This window comes from Ancylomarina euxina (assembly GCF_003863355.1).
Lineage (GTDB): Bacteria > Bacteroidota > Bacteroidia > Bacteroidales > Marinifilaceae > Ancylomarina > Ancylomarina euxinus.
In genome coordinates this window covers 84,099-103,946 of record NZ_QQWG01000014.1, presented here as the reverse complement: position 1 = coordinate 103,946, position 19,848 = coordinate 84,099, and the positions used below count along the sequence as shown (strand labels likewise).

Sequence of the window (19,848 nt, the reverse complement as noted above, 5' to 3'; positions counted from 1 at the left end):
AACGATTAGTAATTAACGATTCTATCTTTCAGAGAAATTCATTACTAATTGTAAATTATTAATTACTTTACTAATTCTTCCTTAATCCAGTCGTATCCTTTTTCTTCCAATTCAAGAGCTAACTCTTTACCGGCAGTTTTTACGATACGTCCATCGAATAAAACATGAACTACGTCAGGTACAATATAATCAAGCAAACGCTGGTAGTGAGTAATCACAATCGTTGAATTCTCAGCTGTTTTCAATTTGTTTACCCCATTGGCAACAATACGAAGTGCATCAATATCCAAACCCGAATCTGTCTCATCCAATACGGCTAACTTAGGTTCAAGCATAGCCATTTGGAAAATTTCATTTTTCTTTTTCTCTCCACCTGAAAAACCTTCGTTCACAGAACGATTAGTTAGATTAGAGTCAATCTCAACCAAGGCTTTTTTATCGCGCATCAATTTCAAGAAGTCAGACGCTTTCAAAGGCTCTAGTCCTTTATATTTGCGATGCTCGTTAACAGCAGTCTTCATGAAATTAACAGTTGAAACACCTGGTATTTCAATAGGATATTGGAAGCCTAAGAAAATACCTTCTTTAGCACGATCTTCTGGAGAAAGGTCCAAAAGATCTTTTTGTTCAAAAATGACTTCACCTTCAGTTACCTCAAATAATTCGCGTCCTGCTAATACTGAAGCCAATGTACTTTTACCTGCGCCATTAGGGCCCATGATAGCATGAACTTCTCCTGGCTTTATTTCTAGGTTAATCCCTTTTAGGATTTCTTTACCGTTGATTGATGCGTGTAGATTCTTTATACTTAACATTGTCGTTTAAATTTCAGATTACTAATTGAAGGTCACGAATTCGCATACTTTAGATATTGCAAATTGTCCTCCATTTTTCATTAATAATTAATAATTATTAACTAACCAACAGAGCCTTCGAGGCTAATTGCTAAGAGTTTTTGCGCTTCAACAGCAAACTCCATAGGCATTTTATTTATCACCTCTTTAGCGTAACCATTTACAATTAAGCCAATAGCATCTTCAGTTGAGATACCTCGCTGGTTACAATAAAAGATCTGATCTTCACCAATTTTCGAGGTGGTTGCCTCGTGCTCGACTTTAGCCGATTTATTATGGACTTCCAAATAAGGATAAGTATGTGCTCCACACTTATCGCCCAATAGAAGCGAATCACATTGTGAGAAATTTCGAGCACCTTCACAGTTCTTAACCACTTTTACCAATCCTCGGTAAGAGTTATTCGATTTTCCTGCTGAAATACCTTTCGAAATGATAGTCGACTTGGTATGATTTCCAATATGAATCATCTTAGTACCTGTATCGGCTTGCTGATGATTATTGGTTACAGCTACCGAATAGAATTCACTAGATGAATAATCACCCAATAATATCGTAGAAGGGTATTTCCATGTCACTGCTGATCCGGTCTCAACCTGAGCCCACATCAACTTAGCATGAGCGCCCTGGCAAATACCACGCTTGGTTACAAAGTTATAAATACCACCAACACCCTCTTTATTTCCTGGGTACCAGTTTTGAACCGTTGAATATTTTACTTCAGCATTTTCCTTTACGATGATCTCAACAATTGCAGCGTGCAACTGGTTCTCATCGCGCATGGGTGCCGTACAACCTTCAAGGTAACTTACATATGAATCGTCTTCACATACAATTAAAGTACGTTCAAACTGACCTGTATTTTCCGCATTAATACGGAAGTAAGTTGATAACTCCATAGGGCAACGAACGCCTTTAGGAATGTAAACGAAAGATCCATCAGAGAATACAGCTGAATTCAAGGCCGCAAAAAAATTATCGCGATAAGGAACTACAGTTCCCATATACTCCTGAATCAAATCGGGATGTTCCTGAACGGCATCGCTAAATGAACAGAAGATAATACCCTTCTCTGCCAAAGCTTCTTTAAAGGTTGTTTTTACCGATGATGAGTCCATCACAACATCAACCGCAACATTTGATAAAAGCTTTTGCTCATCCAAAGGAATACCAAGCTTGTCGAAAGTGGCACGAATCTCAGGATCTACATCATCCATACTTTCCAACTTCGCTTTTTGAACGGGAGCTGCATAATAGATAATATCCTGATAGTTGATAGGTGGAATATCCAGATGAGCCCACTCGGGCATCTTCATAGTCAACCAATGACGGTAAGCTTTCAATCGGAATTCTAACATGAATTCCGGCTCGTTTTTCTTAGCCGAAATCAGACGAACCACATCTTCACTCAAACCCTTTGCAATAAAGTCTGTGTCGATGTCACTCGAAAAACCGTATTTATAATCACTTTGTGTGACTTCGTTCAATATTTTATCTTGTTCTTCTTTAGCCATATCTTAAAAAAAGTATCAAGTTGTAAGTATCCATATTCGAAAACGCGATCATCATTTTTCATGAAAGACTGCCTCTATCTATCGAAGCTAAAACGCTTGCTTTCGAAAAATCTGTTTCGCCGCACGTATAGTCCGACTGAAACCGTTTGAAATTCGCTGCAAATATAAAGAAAGTATTTATATATCTATCTGTAAGGCACTCAATAAAACACCACAATGTCTTTTTCTTTGAAAATATGTCATAAAGATGGTAAAAACGAATGAAAAACACAGATAATGAAAGCATCAAAGATTCACTTCAGACTTGCCATTCAACCATCCGATATATTATTGGCATAATTAAAAACTCACCCAATGACTTTTTATAAACTAAAACAAAGCAATTCACACCCAACAGCTTAACAATATTTAACAAATAAACTTGCTTTACTTGGGTTACTTTTTAACAATAAAGAGAATAAAGGGTAAACCCACTTATTTAACCCCAAAATATGACACAGATAGATTTTTTAGAAAAAAGAAAACTATTTATTGAACTTACTAAAAATAGAGCAACAGGTACTCCAAAGGAATTGGCTGCAAAACTAAACATACAAGAAAGAGTCCTCTACCGACTACTAGACAGTTTGAAAACAGATGGTTTAGAATTCAGGTATTGTAGAACTACCAAATCGTATTGCCTTGAAGAAAACGAAAAATCACACTCTAGTATACAGTAAAATGATTTTAATGTAAAACTTATCACTCTAAAAAACTACTTATTTAGAATAAAGCCTACAACTAATTAAAGAAAGGTAGCGATAAAGCTTACTTAACATCATTTATTAGACTTAATAAAAACAAGCCCACTGACGTATAATGTCAGTGAGCTTACATAATTTAGTAGTCGAGTTAAACAATTGCGCATTTAAACTCAGACGCCTAAAATCTCGTTCGAGGAGTCTATGGCAAAATTAAGTAATTTTTAATACTAACACTTAAATTTTGAAAAAATGAAAAAGAAAATTTTAAGCCTTATGGTTTTTGGAACACTATTAATTGCAGCTACACCAAAAGTTTCTAATGCTGCTTGTGTTACTGTAAAATTGTCATGTTATAGTGGATATGTTTCTTGTGGTTCTACCACTGAACAAATTGTTAAAAATGCTCTTGAAGCAGAATCCGCAATTTGTGACTAACCATTCTATTTTAGAGTTTGGATGCACTCAAATTCAAACTCTAAATATATTATTTAATAACTCTCTTTTATGAAAAAACTACTAACCACATTATCTATACTACTTACATTCAGTATGGCATATTGCCAATCAGAAGTGGAAAACCACGAAGCAATTGATATGGCAAAACTTCGATGCACTTATCAGTTTTCTTATCAAATGGACTCTACAAACTCTAAAAGGTTAAGACATGAGAAAATGGTCCTCTTAATAGGAGAGAAGTGTTCTAAATACAAATCTTACAACTCTATAATAACCGATTCGCTAATAAGAGATTTCGACAAAAGAGGCATTCCTCCTCAAATTGTAGTTTCAGACATGTCTATATTCCCAAAAACTAAATTTAATCATCAGATTTTTAAAAACGATCCTAAAGGTTCGATGAGTGTTTTTGATCGGGTATTTAAAGATAAGTTTGTTTATAATGAACCCCTGGACCTTTTTAAATGGGAGGTATCATCAGATACTGCAAAAATCTCTGGGTACAATTGCCAAAAAGCTACAACATCGTATAGAGGAAGAAATTATGAGGCCTGGTTTACGACTGAGATCCCTTTTAGTGAGGGCCCTTATAAATTCAACGGTTTACCAGGCTTAATTGTGAAAATTGCGGATACCAAAAAGCACTATGTGTTTGAATTAATATCAGCAACCAAACCTCCTGTGGGGACTTTAATCTACCTGCCTACTTACCCAAAAACAATTTGCTCCAGTCGTGAAGGCTTTAGAAAAGCAAAAAATGATGCGAAGCAAGATGTCATTCGCCGCCTTGAAGATATGGGTGGCCATTTTGAAAATCCCGAAGACAGAAAAAGAGCAAAAGAGCGTGCTATGGCTAAAGCCCGAAGAACTAATAATCCTATTGAATTGATGTAAACATTTCCCTAAAGATTACTAATGCATGTTAAGAATCAAATTATATGATATTCGGAAAATACTCTTCAAGTGTTTTCCGATTTTTCTTCTATTCATTTGTCAGATCTCATTAGCTGAAAATCAGATTACAGGTAAAATTGTCAGTAATGATGGAATCTGTTTAGAAAACATACATATTCTTCTTCAAAAAGAGAATAGTGGAGGGATTATTGCTTTCGGCATATCAAACAGTAAGGGTGAGTACACAATTCGTTTTGAAACTGGGAGAGATTCGATATTCTTAAAGACGCAATCCTTAAATTATGCAGTGCAACAACTGTGGCTCACAAATAAGAATCAGATACAAAATTTTACCTTATTCCCCGAAGTCAAAGAATTAAAAGAAGTTAGAATAAAAGCATCACCTATACGCCAACATGGCGATACGATATCCTATTCGGTAGGAGCCTTCGCAGGAAAAAATGATCAAGTTATTGCCGATGTGATCAATAAATTACCAGGTTTGGAGGTGGAGTCTGATGGACGAATTCTGTATCAAGGAACTCCTATTCGTAAATTTTATATTGAAGGGATGGATCTCCTGGAAGGCAAATACAATTTAGCCAATAATAATCTGCCTGCTGAATCGGTTGCTTCAGTGCAAGTATTAGAAAACCACGAACCCATAAAACTATTACGAAATATAACATCAACAGATAAGGCTTCATTAAATATTAAGCTCAAACGAAATATAGCCATGACGGGTAAAGCAAAACTGGGTATAGGAGCAAGTCCTATGCTATGGGATGCCAATATCACACCCATGTTGTTTAATAAAAAACAACAGCTTATTTGTTCCTATCAGGCCAATAATATGGGTAAGGATGTGGCTATGGATCTGAAAACTTTCAGCATTGAGGATTTAATGGATATGCTGGATAACAACACAGAAAAGGAGGAGTTGTTGGGCATACAGAATTTATCCACGCCCAACTTTAATACAAGCCGGTATCTTAATAACAACATCCATCTGCTATCAACAAATTATCTATTAATATTAAATCACGATTTACAACTAAGGGTAAACAGCTCTTATCTTAACGATTACCAGAAACACAATGGTGGAAGCAGAAGTGAATACCACTTGGGGAATGACACCATTATCCTACAGGAAAAAATTAATAACAGATTAACCAAACGTTCGCTAATAAACGAATTCACGCTGAGCCAAAACTCTGATCGAAACTATCTTAAGAACACCTTAAAAATACAAGCGTATTGGGATAAACAATTGGGACATGTTAGTCAAAACAACAGTCCTATAAGACAAGATTATCAAAATCCCTTTCAATCTTTTTCCAATAAATTAAAATGGATTAAACCCCTTGGTAAAAAAATGTGGCAGCTTGCCTCTTTTGTTTCATACAATAAGGCTCCACAAAGTTTACTTGTAAAGCCAGGTGTTTACGAAGATATTTTCAACTCAGGCAAAAGCTATGATGCCATTTTGCAAGAAGCTAACAATGAAGAATTGAATATTAATCATTCGATAAGTCTGATTAATAAAATTAAAAGGTGGAGTCTTACTCACAAAATAGGCTATCAACATCAGCAAAAGGATTTTGATTCCAGAATCTACCTAAACGATAATCTGATTGAAACAGATTTAGGTAAAGAGTTCCAAAATCAGTTAAACTTCAGAAAAAATAAAATCTATGGCAACGAAAGCATTCAGTACATAACAGAACGCTTTAAGCTATATGCCGATCTGCCCTTAAGCTATACCAATTATAATATATCGGATAAAATTTCTAATATATCCACACAAAAGAATACGTTTCTGTTCCAGCCAAAGTTGAGATTGAATTATGAATTTAATGCATTTTTCACCTGGAAAAATACTTGGAAAAAAATCCACAAAGTGGGTGACAGTAGAAGAATTAATTATGCCAATGTGTTGGAGAATTACCGTCGCTTGCAAAAACAAGAAGCTATTTTAGGAGAAACTAAAGGACAGAGCATGGGAACGACTTTGCATTATAAGAATCCTCTGTCATCTATTTTTGCCTATGCAGGTTATACATACATGCAAAGTGAAAAAGATCTCATTCTACACAATCAAATTCAGAATGATGGTTCCATGTTGTTACAAATGAAAAAGAACGATAATCGAGCGTACTCACACAATGTGTTTGCTCAAGCTAGCAAATATATCAGCAATTGGAAAACCAATTTTTCGCTGAAATCAAATTATATGCTAGATCAACAGAAAATGTTCTTAAACGAGAGCATGACACCAATACAGAATGAAAACTTCTCCCTTAATGGTAAGATCACAAGTGATGTTTTTTCATGGATGAATCTCGAATATAAAAATCAATTTTCATGGTTGATGTCGAAAGTAGACAAAGGAAATAACAATAAGGTTAAACAACAATCGCATATCATGAACCTCATGATTTACCCAAAGGATAATCACTACTTTGGATGCTCATCGGAATACCTTAAAAATGAAGGTTCAGAAAATATCTTTTTAGATTTAATATACAATTACACTTTAAAAAACAAACAGAGTAAAATTGAGATTCGTTGGACAAATATTTTCAACAAATCAAGCTATTCAAACTACTTCGTTGATGAATACTCAATAGTCAATAATTACTACGAACTACGTCCCTCACAAATTCAATTGAATTATTCATTTTCATTTTAAGAGCAAACGCCTGGTAAAAACAGGCCTTTCCGATGGCCTAAGAATAGAGATAACCGAAGGTTTAAGCTTGGGAGATCGTGTGAAGGTTCAGACTAACTAGATATCCCCTTCATTTTCGAAGAGTTAAAGAACACATTCTATACTGAACAGTGAATTGAAATTTTCGTTAAATTCATTCTTGATAAATAATTATTAACTAACCATTTAATAAAAGAATATGAAGAATAATGATTTAATACAGGTGGTGTTTACCCCAGAAGAGTTAACTGAAAACAACACACATTTAGATGCTTTGTTGGCCTCGGCAAATATAAATGCACCCGGCTTAACTCCAGAGCAGCGTTCTACTTTTGGTTCTATAAACGAGACCAATAAATTGTTGGTGAACAAAACCAAGCTGATTATGCGTGAGAATCCCAAATACATTCCAAACTTTGTGAATTTGGAAGAGTTTGAACGGGATTTTATTGCACGAGAACAGATTGAGAATATGCTTCGTAAACTAGAACAGCTTCGACAAAAACTGAGCGACACCAAAATATTATTGGATAACGATAACTATCAGGATTCGATGGCCTACTATCGTTCGGTTCGTTATTTTGCAAACGAACACGATCAGGAGGCTATGCCACTGTACAATGAACTGAAACAATTCTTCCCAAACCATAAAAACACAGACAAAGAAGAAGTATAAACGAAACTAGCGGAGTCCTTATTTATAGGATTCCGCTTTTTCCTTTAAACCAAAGCCCCATACTACGACTCTTTTAGGTTTAATCGAGTATCGACACTCGACTATCGAGTATGCAGACACGCTTGCGACTAAAAAAGTTAAGCCTAGCCTGCTTCGAGGCACAAAAATCGAGTATCGAACCACAGTTTAGCTTAAAAATATTAGCATCAATCGTATATCGAAGCACGATTTATCCTAAAAGTTTTACCCAAAAGCCCAAAAGATTAAAGTTAAATACAATCTCCATTTCACAACATACAAGATGATTGTTTAACTCAAATCCAATTTACCCAGCTCATAAGTATTCAAGCCTAAATGTACTCGATTAAAATAAATACAAATCCTCCGAACAAACAGGCTACTAAAATTCATCTAACCCATTCTTAAATTTTTCTATACCTTTGCCACCAAACTGAAACCAAGCGCCTAGTAGCGAGAATCTATTCGCTGATGGGGCTTAAAAAAGAGAAACCATGCAGGAAAACAACAATCAAGGAACCGATATATCGACATTGGGTGAGTTTGGTTTAATCAAACACCTAAACAAAAGCGTGAAACTAACACAGCCAAGCACTCTAAAAGGTATAGGTGATGATGCAGCGGTATTAAATCAATCTGGTAAGAAAACTATCGTTACAACCGATCTTTTGGTTGAAGGCATCCATTTCGATTTAATGTACACCCCACTTCGTCATTTGGGCTATAAGGCTATTGTGGTGAATGTTTCTGATGTTTACGCCATGAATGCTGAGCCTAAGCAGGTGACTGTTTCTTTAGCGATTTCGAAGCGTTTCACCTTAGAGGCTATTGATGAGATTTACGAAGGTATCCATATGGCTTGCGAGAAGTATAAGGTTGATTTGGTTGGTGGAGACACCACATCTTCACTTACTGGTCTTTGCATTTCGGTAACGGCCATTGGCGAAGCCGATGAAGATAAGATTGCTTATCGTAGCGGTGCTCAAGTAAATGATTTAATTTGTGTAACGGGTGATCTTGGTGCGGCTTATGCAGGTCTTCAACTTTTAGACAGAGAGAAGCGTATTTTTGAGAACAATCCTGAAATTCAGCCAGACCTAACAGGTCATGACTACATTCTGGAGCGTCAACTTAAGCCTGAGGCTAGAAAGGATATTTTCGAGAGCTTACAGGACGCTAAGATCGTTCCTACATCGATGATTGACATCTCGGATGGTTTATCATCGGAACTCTTCCATATTTGTGAAAATTCGAATGTAGGTTGTCAGATTTACGAAGAGAAAATTCCTATCGATTACGAGACACATAAGATGGCCGAGGAGTTGAATATGAACTATTCTATTTTCGCCCTTAACGGTGGTGAAGATTATGAATTACTTTTCACTGTGCCACTTGACAAACATGAGGAAATCGAAAAAATGCCTGATGTGAAAATTATTGGTCATATCTGCGAAGCAAGCAAAGGAAAGTATATGGTTGCTCGCGACAATACCGAGATTGCACTTCAAGCTCAAGGGTGGACTAACTTTACGGAATAGATCTGTTGATGTGATGATAGGGTGATGTGTTAATTTGCTGATGAAAAAAATGAATAGCATATTCCACTAAAATATATCAAACAATTAAAGCAGGCAGTTTCTTAGAAACTGCCTGTTTTGATTTTTAAGACATTCTAAACCTGACAGAGTTCGAAGAACCTGTAAGGGTTTATAAAAAAAACATTACACCATATCTACACAACTTTAAAGTCAATAAGCTACTAAACTCTCACGGGTAAAAAGACTCCGTCAGGTTTTATATCAGCAAAAAAGCGCTTGTTTCGAGATTGAAACAAGCGCTTTTTAATATCAAATATCATCAAAATATTACTCTGGGAAATACCCACGCATAATACCTCGTTTCGAATTCTTCACAAAAAGAATAATCTCATCACGCTCTGGTGAAGCAGGCATTTCAGCTTCAATGGCTTCAATCGCTGCATGATTATTCATCCCTTTTTGGTATAAGTAACGGTACACATCCTGAATCTCGCGAATCTTTTCGTTAGAATACTCACGACGACGTAAACCAATTGAGTTAACACCTACATAAGAAACTGGTTCACGAGCTGCTTTCACAAATGGAGGAATATCCTTACGAACAAGAGAACCACCTGAAACCATAACATGAGAACCAATATGAACAAATTGGTGAACGGCTACCAAACCACTAAGAATAGCATAGTCGTCAATCACAACCTCACCAGCAATCTGAGAAGCATTACCGATAATAATATTATTCCCTAGCACACTATCGTGAGCAATGTGAGAATAGGCCATCAACAAACAGTTATCACCAATAATGGTTTTACCTTTTGCAGATGTTCCTCGGTTAATGGTTACACATTCACGAATGGTTGTATTGTTTCCAATCTCTACCGTCGTTTTTTCACCACGAAATTTCAAATCCTGAGGTACAGCACCAATTACGGCACCAGGAAATACATTACAGTTTTTCCCAATTCGTGTTCCTTCAAGAATGGTTGCATTTGAACCAATACGTGTTCCTTCTTCAATCACAACATCCTTATCGATGGTTACGAAAGGCTCGATAACCACATTGTCGGCAATTTTTGCCTCGGGATGTACATAAGCTAAGGGCTGCTTCATTTTATATTTTTTATTTACACTTCGGAAGAATAAGCGCCTAAGCCTTAATCTTCTCTCCGATAGATGAAAATTTCTATACTAATCTATACAAGATTGAAATAACACAGATTATTTCTTCTTGGCAATCTGAGCCATAAATTCACCTTCGGCTACAATGGTATCACCCACATAAGCCAAACCTCTCATATTAGCAATTCCACGACGTATAGGCGATAAGAATTCTAATTTGAAAATTAAGGTATCCCCTGGCACAACCTTTTTTCTAAACTTGATATTGTTTTGAGTCAAAAAGTAAGTTCCATAATTATCTGGATCTTCAACCTGACTTAAAACTAAGATCCCTCCACATTGAGCCATAGCTTCAACCATTAAAACACCTGGCATTACGGGTTCTCCTGGGAAGTGACCTACGAAAAAAGGTTCATTCATTGAAACATTTTTCACCCCTACGATACTATCGCTTTGAATGTCAATAATCTTGTCAACCAACAAAAATGGAGGACGATGTGGTAATAATTTCATTACCCCATTAATGTCTAAAACAGGCTCTTTATTAGGATCGTAAGCCGGTACTGAATCTTTTCCCATCTCTTTTTTAATTCTATTGATTAATACTTTAGCCATTTCGGTATTAGGACCGTGCCCTGGGCAGGTTGCAATCACTCTACCCTTTATAAACTTACCACAAAGTGCTAAATCACCAATTACGTCAAGCAACTTGTGACGAGCACATTCGTTATCAAAATACAAATCTAAATTACTTAGAACACCTTCTTTTACTTCAACACTTTCGTGATCGAACAAAGCAGCAATACGATCTAACTCATTTTGCTCCATTGGCTGATCCATAATAACGATCGCGTTATCCAAATCACCCCCTTTTACAAGGTTGTTATTCAAAAGGAATTCTAACTCACGAACAAAAACGAAGGTACGACACATCGAGATTTCGTCTTTATATTCGCTTAAACTATTCATGCTCGCAAACTGATTTCTCAAAACTTTTGAATCGAAAGAAATCATCGCGTTTACACTAAACTCATCATCTGGGAGAATAATTAATTCCGATCCTTTTGCTTCGTCTTTATAAACGATTTTCTCCTTCACAACAAAATACTCACGGTTTGCTGCTTGCTCTACAATACCAACTTCCTCGATCCCTTCGACGTATAATTTGGCACTTCCATCCAAAATTGGTGGCTCCGACGAACTAAGCTCTATCATACAATTATCAACACCACAACCATACAAAGCTGAAAGTGCATGCTCAACAGTCTGAACCTTACATTCGCCTTTTTGCAAAACAGTACCTCGTGAAGTATCTCCAACATATTCAGCACTTGCTTTAATAGTAGGCTGTCCTTCAAGATCAACTCTTCTAAATTGATAACCGTGATTTTCCTCAGCAGGTAAAAATTTAATTGAAACCTCTAAGCCTGTATGCAAACCTTTTCCTGTCAGAGAAAATTCTTTTGCTATCGTTCTTTGTTTATCAGCCATTCTTATTCAATACTCTTATTCTTATTTAAGATTTAAATCGCAATGAAATTCTGCGCTTCAATTATTCTCAAACAATTTATTTTTTCAATTCATTTATCTCTTTCTCCAATGCCATAATTTGCTCACGCATTTTCGGAAGATTCTTGAATAATACATATGATTTTTGGTAAGGACCAAATTCAAAAGCTGGCGATCCTTGAAGAACCACACCCTCTTTTTTAATAGTTCTTCCAATACCTGATTGTGCTGCAATTTTTACTTCGTCAGCAATTGACAAATGACCAGCTAAACCAACCTGACCACCAATCATACAATTCTTACCAACTTTACTAGATCCTGCGATACCCGTTTGAGCAGCAATCACTGTATTCTCATCAATTTCAACATTATGAGCGACCTGAATCAAGTTATCAAGTTTTACACCCTTACGGATGATTGTTGATCCCATAGTTGCTCTATCCACACAAGTGTTTGCTCCAATTTCAACATGATCTTCGATAATCACATTTCCAACTTGAGGTACTTTTTTATAATCGTTTGCCGATGATGGAGCGAATCCAAAACCATCTCCTCCTATTACCACACCAGAGTGAAAAATACATTCCGCTCCAATCACGCAATTTTGGTATACTTTAACACCTGAATTTAAAATGGTATTGTCACCAATCGTTACATTGTCTCCAACATACACATGTGGATATAGTTTCACATTCTTACCTAATTTTACATTGCTACCAACATAGGCAAAAGCTCCAATATAAACTTGCTCACCCACAGTTGCCGTTTTACTAACAAAAGAAGGTTGCTCAATACCTACATGTTGAGGCTTGCTCTGCTCATACATCTCCAACAGTTGTGCTAAAGCCTGGTAAGCATCTTCGACACGTATTAAAGTTGCTGAAATTTCTTTATCTGCAACAAAATCTTTATTGACTAAAACGATTGACGATTTAGTTTCATAAATGTAATGTACGTATTTAGGATTCGCTAAAAACGATAAAGTTCCTGCTTCACCTTCTTCAATTCTGGATACATTGTTTACTGAAACTGTTCCGTCGCCATCAACCTCACCATTCAGAAACTCTGCAATATCATTTGCTGTAAAATTCATCTTTTTATTTTCTATATGCCTTATAAATAAGTAAACACAGAATGTTCACTTTGGAAACCACTGAAGTTCAATCCTTTTTAAATTTTGATATCATGAACAATCTTTCGACTTTATGCTAAAACATAAGCCTGAATTATAGACGGTTCCAGAACTCGGTTTCGATAGGCAAAATTTACGCAAATCTAATAAATATTTTAAGGCTATAAAAATTTAGATCATAAAGCATGAGCAATCATCTTAATATAGACCATCCCTTACTCTTCTCTTTTTAATAAAAACACAAGTATAACCGATCACTAATCAACTAAATAGAACAACAAACACACTAATCAAAAGACCTTTACATATATTTAAAACTTAGGATAACAGAGATAATACTTTTTGACAGTTTTAGATAATACTGAAATATTTAACATATCCGATGCCTCACCAATATCCTGCTGACTACCATCTTTAAAAAGAATATTTATCCTATCATCATCTCTATTATATGCATTATTCGAAATTGAGCCTTTAATCACCAAATAGTTTAAAGCATGGTTTGAGCAGCCCAATTGATCTTTAATTTTTTCTCGAATATCAGCCACATGATCTTTAGTAAAAGGCTTCTTTTCTATTTCGATTTTAAACAGCCGCCTATCCTTCATCGCTTTACAGAGATAGGCTAAAACTTTATCAGAATGATTGGCCCAAACCTTTATCGATACCATAATATCATTATCATCCAAATCCGAAAAAACCTCAAGCACGTCTTTACCTTCGGCAACTTTCTCCTTGCTCTTAAATTGTCTTAAGCCAGCTTTGTTGTAAAGAAAATAACGCAAGGCAGGTGTTCCAAACAAGTCTTCACCCTTATCAGCCAGATATTTTGCTCTTTTGAGTATTCTCACCAACATTTCTTCAGCCGCTAAACTTGTTTTATGCAAATACACTTGCCAGTACATCAATCTGCGAGCAATAAGAAATTTTTCGATAGAATAAATCCCTTTTGCTTCAACCGCTAAATTTCCATCTACCACATCAAGCATTTTGATAATTCGAGTCGATCCAATTGCCCCCTCGCTTACACCCGTAAAAAAACTATCCCGACGCAAATAATCCAAACGATCCATATCAAGCTGGCTGGATACCAATTGATTTAAGAAAGGCTTATGATATTCATTTTTAAAGATTTTTATTGCCAAACTCAATCGACCATCAAACTCAGAATTCAACCGATCCATAAATAATTCCGATAATCTTTCGTGAGTAATTCCATCAACAATGCTATATTCGAGGGCGTGAGAAAAAGGTCCATGACCAATATCGTGAAGAAGAATCGCTGTTTTTACTGCTTCAGATTCTTCAGGAGTAATTTCTACACCCTTAGATTGAAGAGACTCCAAAGCCATCTGAGTCAAATAAGTTGCACCTAAAACGTGCTGAAATCTACTATGATTAGCTCCAGGAAAAACCAGAAAAGTCATTCCGAGTTGCCTTATACGACGTAAACGTTGAAAAAAGGGATGTTCAACAAGCTCATGGAGGAGTCCTGATGGAATATGGATAAACCCATGAATTGGATCACTCAAAACCTTATGTTTCATCTCTTTAAATTGAAATTATTATTAATTAACACATACGCAACACGTTCGCTTAATCAAAATTCACTCTATCTTTAGAGCTTAGAGCCAAAAATAAAGCCATTCCTCCAAATTCTAATCTTATCTTAACAAATGTAACAAAAAGAGACACAAGCCATCACATACGACATGAAAACACCTTCATCTTAGGTCTAGGAAAACTCATTATCAATTAGAAAACAATAATTTAGACTCCTGTCATTTGCATATTAAAACAAATATATCTAATTTCGCAGCGAAAAGTAACAATTCACATGTGCTTTAGGGGACAACAAAGTCCCCTATTTTATTGAAAGAAACTCCTTTATGATTGACAAAAAAACAATACAAGGAATTATTGAAAAAGAGATCGAAAATAGCGATCTTTATTTAGTCGAAACTAAAGTCTCCTCTGGCAATATTATTTCTGTGATGATTGACAGCCTTGCTGGTGTTCCAATCATTACATGTATCGAATTAAGCCGCGCAATTGAAGGTCACTTAGATAGAGAGGTTGAAGATTTTGAATTATCGGTATCTTCAGCAGGAATTGGACAAACTTTTCAAGTGATACAGCAGTATCACAAAAATATAGGTAAAGATGTTGAGGTCCTTACAACGGATGGCAATAAATTCATCGGCAAATTATTAGTCGTTGGAGAAAATGAAATTGAAGTTGAGGTTGAGGAGTTAATCAAAGTAGAAGGAAAGAAAAAGAAACAAACAGTTTCTAAATCACTAACATTCAGCTTCGAGCAAATAAAATCAACAAAAGATATAATTACTTTTTAACAAGTGAATCACTGAGTCTTATGAATCTTATTGAAACTTTTTCAGAATTTAAAGAGTTAAAAAACATCGATCGTGCTACCATGATGAGTGTTTTGGAAGATGTTTTCCGAAACCTTATTTTGAAGAACTACGGTACAGATGAAAACTTTGACATCATCATTAACCCAGATAAGGGTGATTTGGAGATTTGGAGAAATCGTGAAGTTGTAAAGGATGGAGAGGTTGAAGATGATAATCTTCAGATTTCACTATCAGAAGCGAAAAAAATTGACGAAGACTATGAAGAGGGTGAAGAAGTAACGGATGAAGTTAAATTCTTGGATTTTGGACGTCGTTCAATTTTAACTCTTCGCCAGAACTTGTCAGCTCGTATCATGGAGCTTGAAAAAGATAATATCTTCAACATTTATAAAGATAGGATTGGTGAGATTATAACAGGTGAAGTTTATCAGATTTGGAAAAAAGAAATTCTTGTTATCGATGATGAAGGTAACGAATTGATCATGCCAAAAACCGAACAGATCCCTTCAGACTATTTCCGTAAAGGTGAAACCTTGAGAGCCGTTGTTGTTCGTGTTGAAGTGAAAAACAACAGTCCTCTTATTATTATATCAAGAACATCTTCAGTATTCCTTGAGCGTTTATTCGAACTTGAGGTTCCTGAAATTTTCGATGGTCTAATTACAATCAAAAATATTGTACGTGTTCCTGGTGAAAGAGCAAAGGTAGCCGTTGAATCATACGACGAACGTATTGATCCTGTCGGAGCTTGTGTTGGTATGAAAGGATCGAGAATTCACGGTATTGTTCGTGAGTTAAGAAACGAAAATATTGATGTCATTAATTACACAACAAACACCTCATTGTTTATTTCACGTGCACTTAACCCTGCAAAAGTAAACTCGGTTAAATTCAACGATGAAACCAAAAGAGCTGAAGTATACTTAAATCCAGAAGAAGTATCATTAGCTATTGGTAAAGGTGGTTTAAATATTAAACTTGCAGGACAACTGACGGGTTACGAAATCGACGTTTATCGTGAGAAAGTAGAAAACGAAGTTGAAGGTGAAGAAGATGTAAACTTGTCAGAATTTAGTGACGAGATTGAAGCTTGGATCATCGAAGAATTTAAGAAAATAGGTTGCGACACCGCCCGTTCTGTGTTGGAACTTACTGCAGAGGAATTAGAGAAAAGAACAGATCTTGAAATCGAGACAATTGAAGAAGTATTAAACATCTTGAAATCAGAATTTGAATAAAGCTATTCAAATCCTCAACATTTTTAGTTTAAGATACAGACATTTTAACAGTTAACTTCAGAATATGACACAAGTCAATAAAAATATAAGACTTAGTAAACTAGCACGAGAATTCAATGTAGGTATTACTACCATTGTGGAATTCTTAAATAAAAAAGGAATTGAAATGGATTCAAATCCTAATAATAAAGTGTCCGGAGAGGCTTATGATATTCTTGCAAAAGAGTACAGTTCAGATATTAATCTGAAGAAGGAATCCGAAAAAGTAAATCTGAAGAGCACTCGTGAGAAAAAAGACCCTGTATATTTAGAAGGTTCTGAACCAGTGCGAGAAGAAACTGTTGAAACACCTAAAGAAGTTGAACCTAAAAGCACCTTAAAAGTTGTTGGGAAGATTGATTTAGATGCAGTATCAAAACCAAAAAAGAAAGAAGAAGCAAAGGTAAAGGAATCGAAAGTTGAGGAGGAACCTGTGAAGAAAGACAAAATCCCCGTATCTGAAGAAAAAATTGCTAAAGCTAAATCTAAAGAAGAAGCTAAACAACCTTCGGAGGCTATTCCCGAAGAACAATCTGTTAAAATGGAAGTGCCTAAAAAAGAGGAAGCAAAATCTTCTGATAAAAAAGAAGAATTTAAAGTCATCGGGAAAATTGATTTGAATGCAATGAATCAAAGAACCCGTCCTGCTAAAAAAACTAAAGCAGAAAAGGATGTAGAGAGAAAAGAGAAACAAAAAACAGTTACTCCTCCAACTACAAAGCCTGTTGTTGAAACTAAAACAACTCCAGACGCTACAACTACACCTCCTGCTAAACCTGAGAAGAAAGAAGAAGAAATCTTCAAATCATCAACTCAAAGATTAACTGGTCCTACAGTTATTGGTAAAATTGAACTACCTGTTGAGAAGAAAACAACTCAGGCAGATAAAGATAAAGCCAAAAACCAGCGCAAAAAACGTAAGCGTATTAAGAAGGATGGCGAAAAAGTAAATGTTGAGGCTCAAAAAGGCGTTAATCGCCCTAAAGGAACTGGTGCTGGTGCGGCTAGAGCAGCTGCTACAGGTAGTACTTCGGGAAGACCAGCAAAAGACTCGAAATTTAATAAGCTGAAGAAAAAAGCTCCTGTCAAAAAAGAGGTGACAGAGGAAGATGTTCAAAAGCAAATTAAAGATACTTTAGCTAGATTGACATCTAAGGGTGGCAAATCAAAAGGAGCTAAACACCGTCGTGAAAAACGCGACATGGTAAGTGTTAGACAGCAAGAGATTGATAACAAAAAAGAAGCTGAAAAGAACACAATCAAACTTACTGAATTCGTAACTGTAAGTGAACTTGCTTCTATGATGGAGGTAACTGCAACCCAAATTATTGGAACTTGTATGGGACTTGGTCTTTTTGTATCAATCAATCAACGATTGGATGCAGAGACAATTTCTGTTGTTGCTGATGAGTTTGGTTTTGAAGCTGAATTTGTAAGTGTTGAAATTCAAGAATCAATCGTTGAAGAGGAAGATAAAGAAGAAGATTTAATTTCTAGACCTCCTATTGTAACCGTAATGGGTCACGTTGACCACGGTAAGACTTCATTACTTGATTACGTGCGTCATGCGAACGTAATTGAAGGTGAAGCCGGAGGTATCACCCAGCATATTGGTGCTTACAACGTAAAACTTGATGATGGTAGACGCGTTTCTTTCCTTGATACTCCAGGTCACGAAGCCTTTACGGCTATGCGTGCTCGTGGTGCTCAGGTAACTGATATCGCAATTATTATTATTTCTGCTGATGATAACGTGATGCCTCAAACAATCGAAGCAATCAATCACGCTAGTGCTGCAGGTGTACCTATCGTCTTTGCGATTAATAAGATCGATAAAGATGGTGCAGACCCAGAAAGAATTAAAAGTGAACTTGCTAATATGAACTACCTGGTTGAAGACTGGGGGGGGAAATATCAGTGTCAGGAAATTTCGGCTAAAAACGGAATAAACATTGAAGAATTACTTGAAAAAGTATTGCTAGAAGCTGAAATGCTAGAGCTTAAAGCAAATCCAAATAAACGTGCCATTGGTTCGGTTATTGAATCTTCACTAGATAAAGGTAGAGGTTACGTTACAACGCTATTAGTTCAAGCTGGAACTCTTAAAGTTGGTGACATTCTACTAGCGGGTAGTTATACAGGTCACGTTAAGGCTATGTTTAACGAGCGTGGACAGAAAATTGATACAGTTGGTCCTTCTGAACCAGCATTGATCCTTGGTTTGAACGGTGCACCACAAGCGGGTGATAACTTCAACGTTATGGAGAGTGAAAAAGAAGCCCGTGGAATTGCTAATAAGCGTGAGCAGTTGCAGCGTGAGCAGGGTCTAAGAACTCAGAAACATATTACTCTTGCTGAAATTGGTCGTCGTATTGCAATTGGAAACTTCCAGGAGCTTAACGTTATTGTTAAAGGTGACGTGGATGGTTCTATTGAGGCACTTTCTGACTCATTAATCAAACTATCAACCGAAGAAATTCAGGTAAATGTTATCCACAAAGCTGTTGGACAGATCTCTGAATCGGATGTTATGCTTGCAACCGCATCGAATGCTATTATTGTTGGTTTCCAGGTGAGACCATCAGTTGGAGCAAGAAAGATTGCTGAGAAAGAGGAAATCGATATCAGATTATACTCAATTATCTATGATGCTATCGCAGAATTGAAATCAGCAATGGAAGGTATGCTTTCTCCTGAGATTAAGGAAGAAATCGTGGCTACTGTTGAAGTGACCGAAACGTTCGAGATTACTAAAGTTGGTACTATTGCAGGTTGTATTGTACGTGATGGAAAGATCAAACGTAATTCTAAGATCCGACTAATCCGTGACGGTATTGTGATTTACTCGGGAACACTTGGTTCATTGAAACGATTCAAAGATGATGCTAAGGAAGTTGCTAAAGGTTATGAGTGTGGTTTGAATATCGATAAATTCAACGACATTAAGATTGGTGACATGGTAGAAGCTTTTGAAGAAGTAGAAGTTGCTAAGAAGCTAAAATAATAGCTCAAAACATATATTTAAAGAGAGGC

At 36.1% G+C, this 19,848-nt stretch carries 15 protein-coding genes; 9 read left to right on the top strand and 6 right to left on the bottom strand.

The genetic code is table 11. The features are described from left to right. Positions 1 to 62: 62 nt before the first annotated feature. Positions 63 to 815, bottom strand: coding sequence for a Fe-S cluster assembly ATPase SufC (gene sufC / locus DWB61_RS13160; RefSeq protein WP_125031375.1), 753 nt, complete (start codon positions 813 to 815; stop codon positions 63 to 65). Positions 816 to 916: 101 nt separating this feature from the next. Beyond that, positions 917 to 2,368 carry a Fe-S cluster assembly protein SufB gene (sufB, locus tag DWB61_RS13155; protein ID WP_125031374.1) on the bottom strand — a complete coding sequence of 484 codons (1,452 nt, stop codon included), beginning with the start codon at positions 2,366 to 2,368 and terminating at the stop codon, positions 917 to 919. A gap of 491 nt (positions 2,369 to 2,859) precedes the next feature. Between sufB and DWB61_RS13150 the strand changes: the two genes are divergently transcribed. From DWB61_RS13150 to thiL, 6 genes are all read left to right on the top strand, one after another. Beyond that, a complete protein-coding gene (locus DWB61_RS13150) occupies positions 2,860 to 3,087 on the top strand; it encodes a hypothetical protein (RefSeq protein WP_125031373.1) in 228 nt (75 codons plus the stop codon). 273 nt (positions 3,088 to 3,360) lie between these two features. Further along, complete coding sequence (locus DWB61_RS13145) at positions 3,361 to 3,546, top strand: hypothetical protein (protein ID WP_125031372.1); 186 nt, start codon at positions 3,361 to 3,363, stop codon at positions 3,544 to 3,546. A 69-nt stretch (positions 3,547 to 3,615) separates the two neighbouring features. Then, complete coding sequence (locus tag DWB61_RS13140) at positions 3,616 to 4,461, top strand: GLPGLI family protein (protein WP_125031371.1); 846 nt, start codon at positions 3,616 to 3,618, stop codon at positions 4,459 to 4,461. A 25-nt stretch (positions 4,462 to 4,486) separates the two neighbouring features. Then, positions 4,487 to 7,153: a TonB-dependent receptor gene (locus DWB61_RS13135; protein WP_125031370.1), complete on the top strand. Its 2,667-nt coding sequence runs from the start codon at positions 4,487 to 4,489 to the stop codon at positions 7,151 to 7,153. Between the two features lie 217 nt (positions 7,154 to 7,370). Next, complete coding sequence (locus tag DWB61_RS13130; protein WP_125031369.1) at positions 7,371 to 7,847, top strand: hypothetical protein; 477 nt, start codon at positions 7,371 to 7,373, stop codon at positions 7,845 to 7,847. Between the two features lie 512 nt (positions 7,848 to 8,359). After that, a complete protein-coding gene (gene thiL, locus DWB61_RS13125; protein WP_125031368.1) occupies positions 8,360 to 9,403 on the top strand; it encodes a thiamine-phosphate kinase in 1,044 nt (347 codons plus the stop codon). A gap of 327 nt (positions 9,404 to 9,730) precedes the next feature. On the opposite strand, the gene lpxA is transcribed toward thiL, so the two are convergent. The 4 genes from lpxA to DWB61_RS13105 form a co-directional block, all read right to left on the bottom strand. Then, positions 9,731 to 10,513 carry an acyl-ACP--UDP-N-acetylglucosamine O-acyltransferase gene (lpxA, locus tag DWB61_RS13120; protein WP_125031367.1) on the bottom strand — a complete coding sequence of 261 codons (783 nt, stop codon included), beginning with the start codon at positions 10,511 to 10,513 and terminating at the stop codon, positions 9,731 to 9,733. A gap of 108 nt (positions 10,514 to 10,621) precedes the next feature. Further along, positions 10,622 to 12,013, bottom strand: coding sequence for a bifunctional UDP-3-O-[3-hydroxymyristoyl] N-acetylglucosamine deacetylase/3-hydroxyacyl-ACP dehydratase (locus tag DWB61_RS13115; RefSeq protein ID WP_125031366.1), 1,392 nt, complete (start codon positions 12,011 to 12,013; stop codon positions 10,622 to 10,624). A 76-nt stretch (positions 12,014 to 12,089) separates the two neighbouring features. Continuing rightward, positions 12,090 to 13,124: a UDP-3-O-(3-hydroxymyristoyl)glucosamine N-acyltransferase gene (gene lpxD, locus DWB61_RS13110; RefSeq protein WP_125031365.1), complete on the bottom strand. Its 1,035-nt coding sequence runs from the start codon at positions 13,122 to 13,124 to the stop codon at positions 12,090 to 12,092. 350 nt (positions 13,125 to 13,474) lie between these two features. Beyond that, the gene (locus DWB61_RS13105) at positions 13,475 to 14,710 is read right to left on the bottom strand and encodes an HD domain-containing protein (protein WP_125031364.1); all 1,236 of its coding nucleotides are present in this window, start codon (positions 14,708 to 14,710) and stop codon (positions 13,475 to 13,477) included. Between the two features lie 342 nt (positions 14,711 to 15,052). Between DWB61_RS13105 and rimP the strand changes: the two genes are divergently transcribed. The 3 genes from rimP (at position 15,053) to infB (ending at position 19,819) form a co-directional block, all read left to right on the top strand. Next, entirely contained in the window at positions 15,053 to 15,517 is a 465-nt protein-coding gene (rimP, locus tag DWB61_RS13100; RefSeq protein WP_125031363.1) for a ribosome assembly cofactor RimP, read from the top strand. 20 nt (positions 15,518 to 15,537) lie between these two features. Beyond that, positions 15,538 to 16,776 (top strand): transcription termination factor NusA, encoded by a 1,239-nt coding sequence (gene nusA / locus DWB61_RS13095; RefSeq protein WP_191984782.1) that lies wholly within the window; start codon positions 15,538 to 15,540, stop codon positions 16,774 to 16,776. Between the two features lie 64 nt (positions 16,777 to 16,840). Beyond that, positions 16,841 to 19,819, top strand: coding sequence for a translation initiation factor IF-2 (gene infB, locus DWB61_RS13090; RefSeq protein WP_125031361.1), 2,979 nt, complete (start codon positions 16,841 to 16,843; stop codon positions 19,817 to 19,819). The last annotated feature ends 29 nt before the right edge of the window (positions 19,820 to 19,848 follow it).

Bases quoted from the DNA above. Each gene is read 5' to 3' on its own strand.
- lpxD (WP_125031365.1), bottom strand. From the start codon at position 13,124: ATGAATTTTACAGCAAATGATATTGCAGAGTTTCTGAATGGTGAGGTT.
- DWB61_RS13130 (WP_125031369.1), top strand. From the start codon at position 7,371: ATGAAGAATAATGATTTAATACAGGTGGTGTTTACCCCAGAAGAGTTA.
- lpxA (WP_125031367.1), bottom strand. From the start codon at position 10,513: ATGAAGCAGCCCTTAGCTTATGTACATCCCGAGGCAAAAATTGCCGAC.
- sufB (WP_125031374.1), bottom strand. From the start codon at position 2,368: ATGGCTAAAGAAGAACAAGATAAAATATTGAACGAAGTCACACAAAGT.
- DWB61_RS13150 (WP_125031373.1), top strand. From the start codon at position 2,860: ATGACACAGATAGATTTTTTAGAAAAAAGAAAACTATTTATTGAACTT.
- infB (WP_125031361.1), top strand. From the start codon at position 16,841: ATGACACAAGTCAATAAAAATATAAGACTTAGTAAACTAGCACGAGAA.
- DWB61_RS13135 (WP_125031370.1), top strand. From the start codon at position 4,487: ATGTTAAGAATCAAATTATATGATATTCGGAAAATACTCTTCAAGTGT.
- rimP (WP_125031363.1), top strand. From the start codon at position 15,053: ATGATTGACAAAAAAACAATACAAGGAATTATTGAAAAAGAGATCGAA.
- sufC (WP_125031375.1), bottom strand. From the start codon at position 815: ATGTTAAGTATAAAGAATCTACACGCATCAATCAACGGTAAAGAAATC.
- thiL (WP_125031368.1), top strand. From the start codon at position 8,360: ATGCAGGAAAACAACAATCAAGGAACCGATATATCGACATTGGGTGAG.
- DWB61_RS13105 (WP_125031364.1), bottom strand. From the start codon at position 14,710: ATGAAACATAAGGTTTTGAGTGATCCAATTCATGGGTTTATCCATATT.
- DWB61_RS13140 (WP_125031371.1), top strand. From the start codon at position 3,616: ATGAAAAAACTACTAACCACATTATCTATACTACTTACATTCAGTATG.
- nusA (WP_191984782.1), top strand. From the start codon at position 15,538: ATGAATCTTATTGAAACTTTTTCAGAATTTAAAGAGTTAAAAAACATC.
- DWB61_RS13115 (WP_125031366.1), bottom strand. From the start codon at position 12,013: ATGGCTGATAAACAAAGAACGATAGCAAAAGAATTTTCTCTGACAGGA.
- DWB61_RS13145 (WP_125031372.1), top strand. From the start codon at position 3,361: ATGAAAAAGAAAATTTTAAGCCTTATGGTTTTTGGAACACTATTAATT.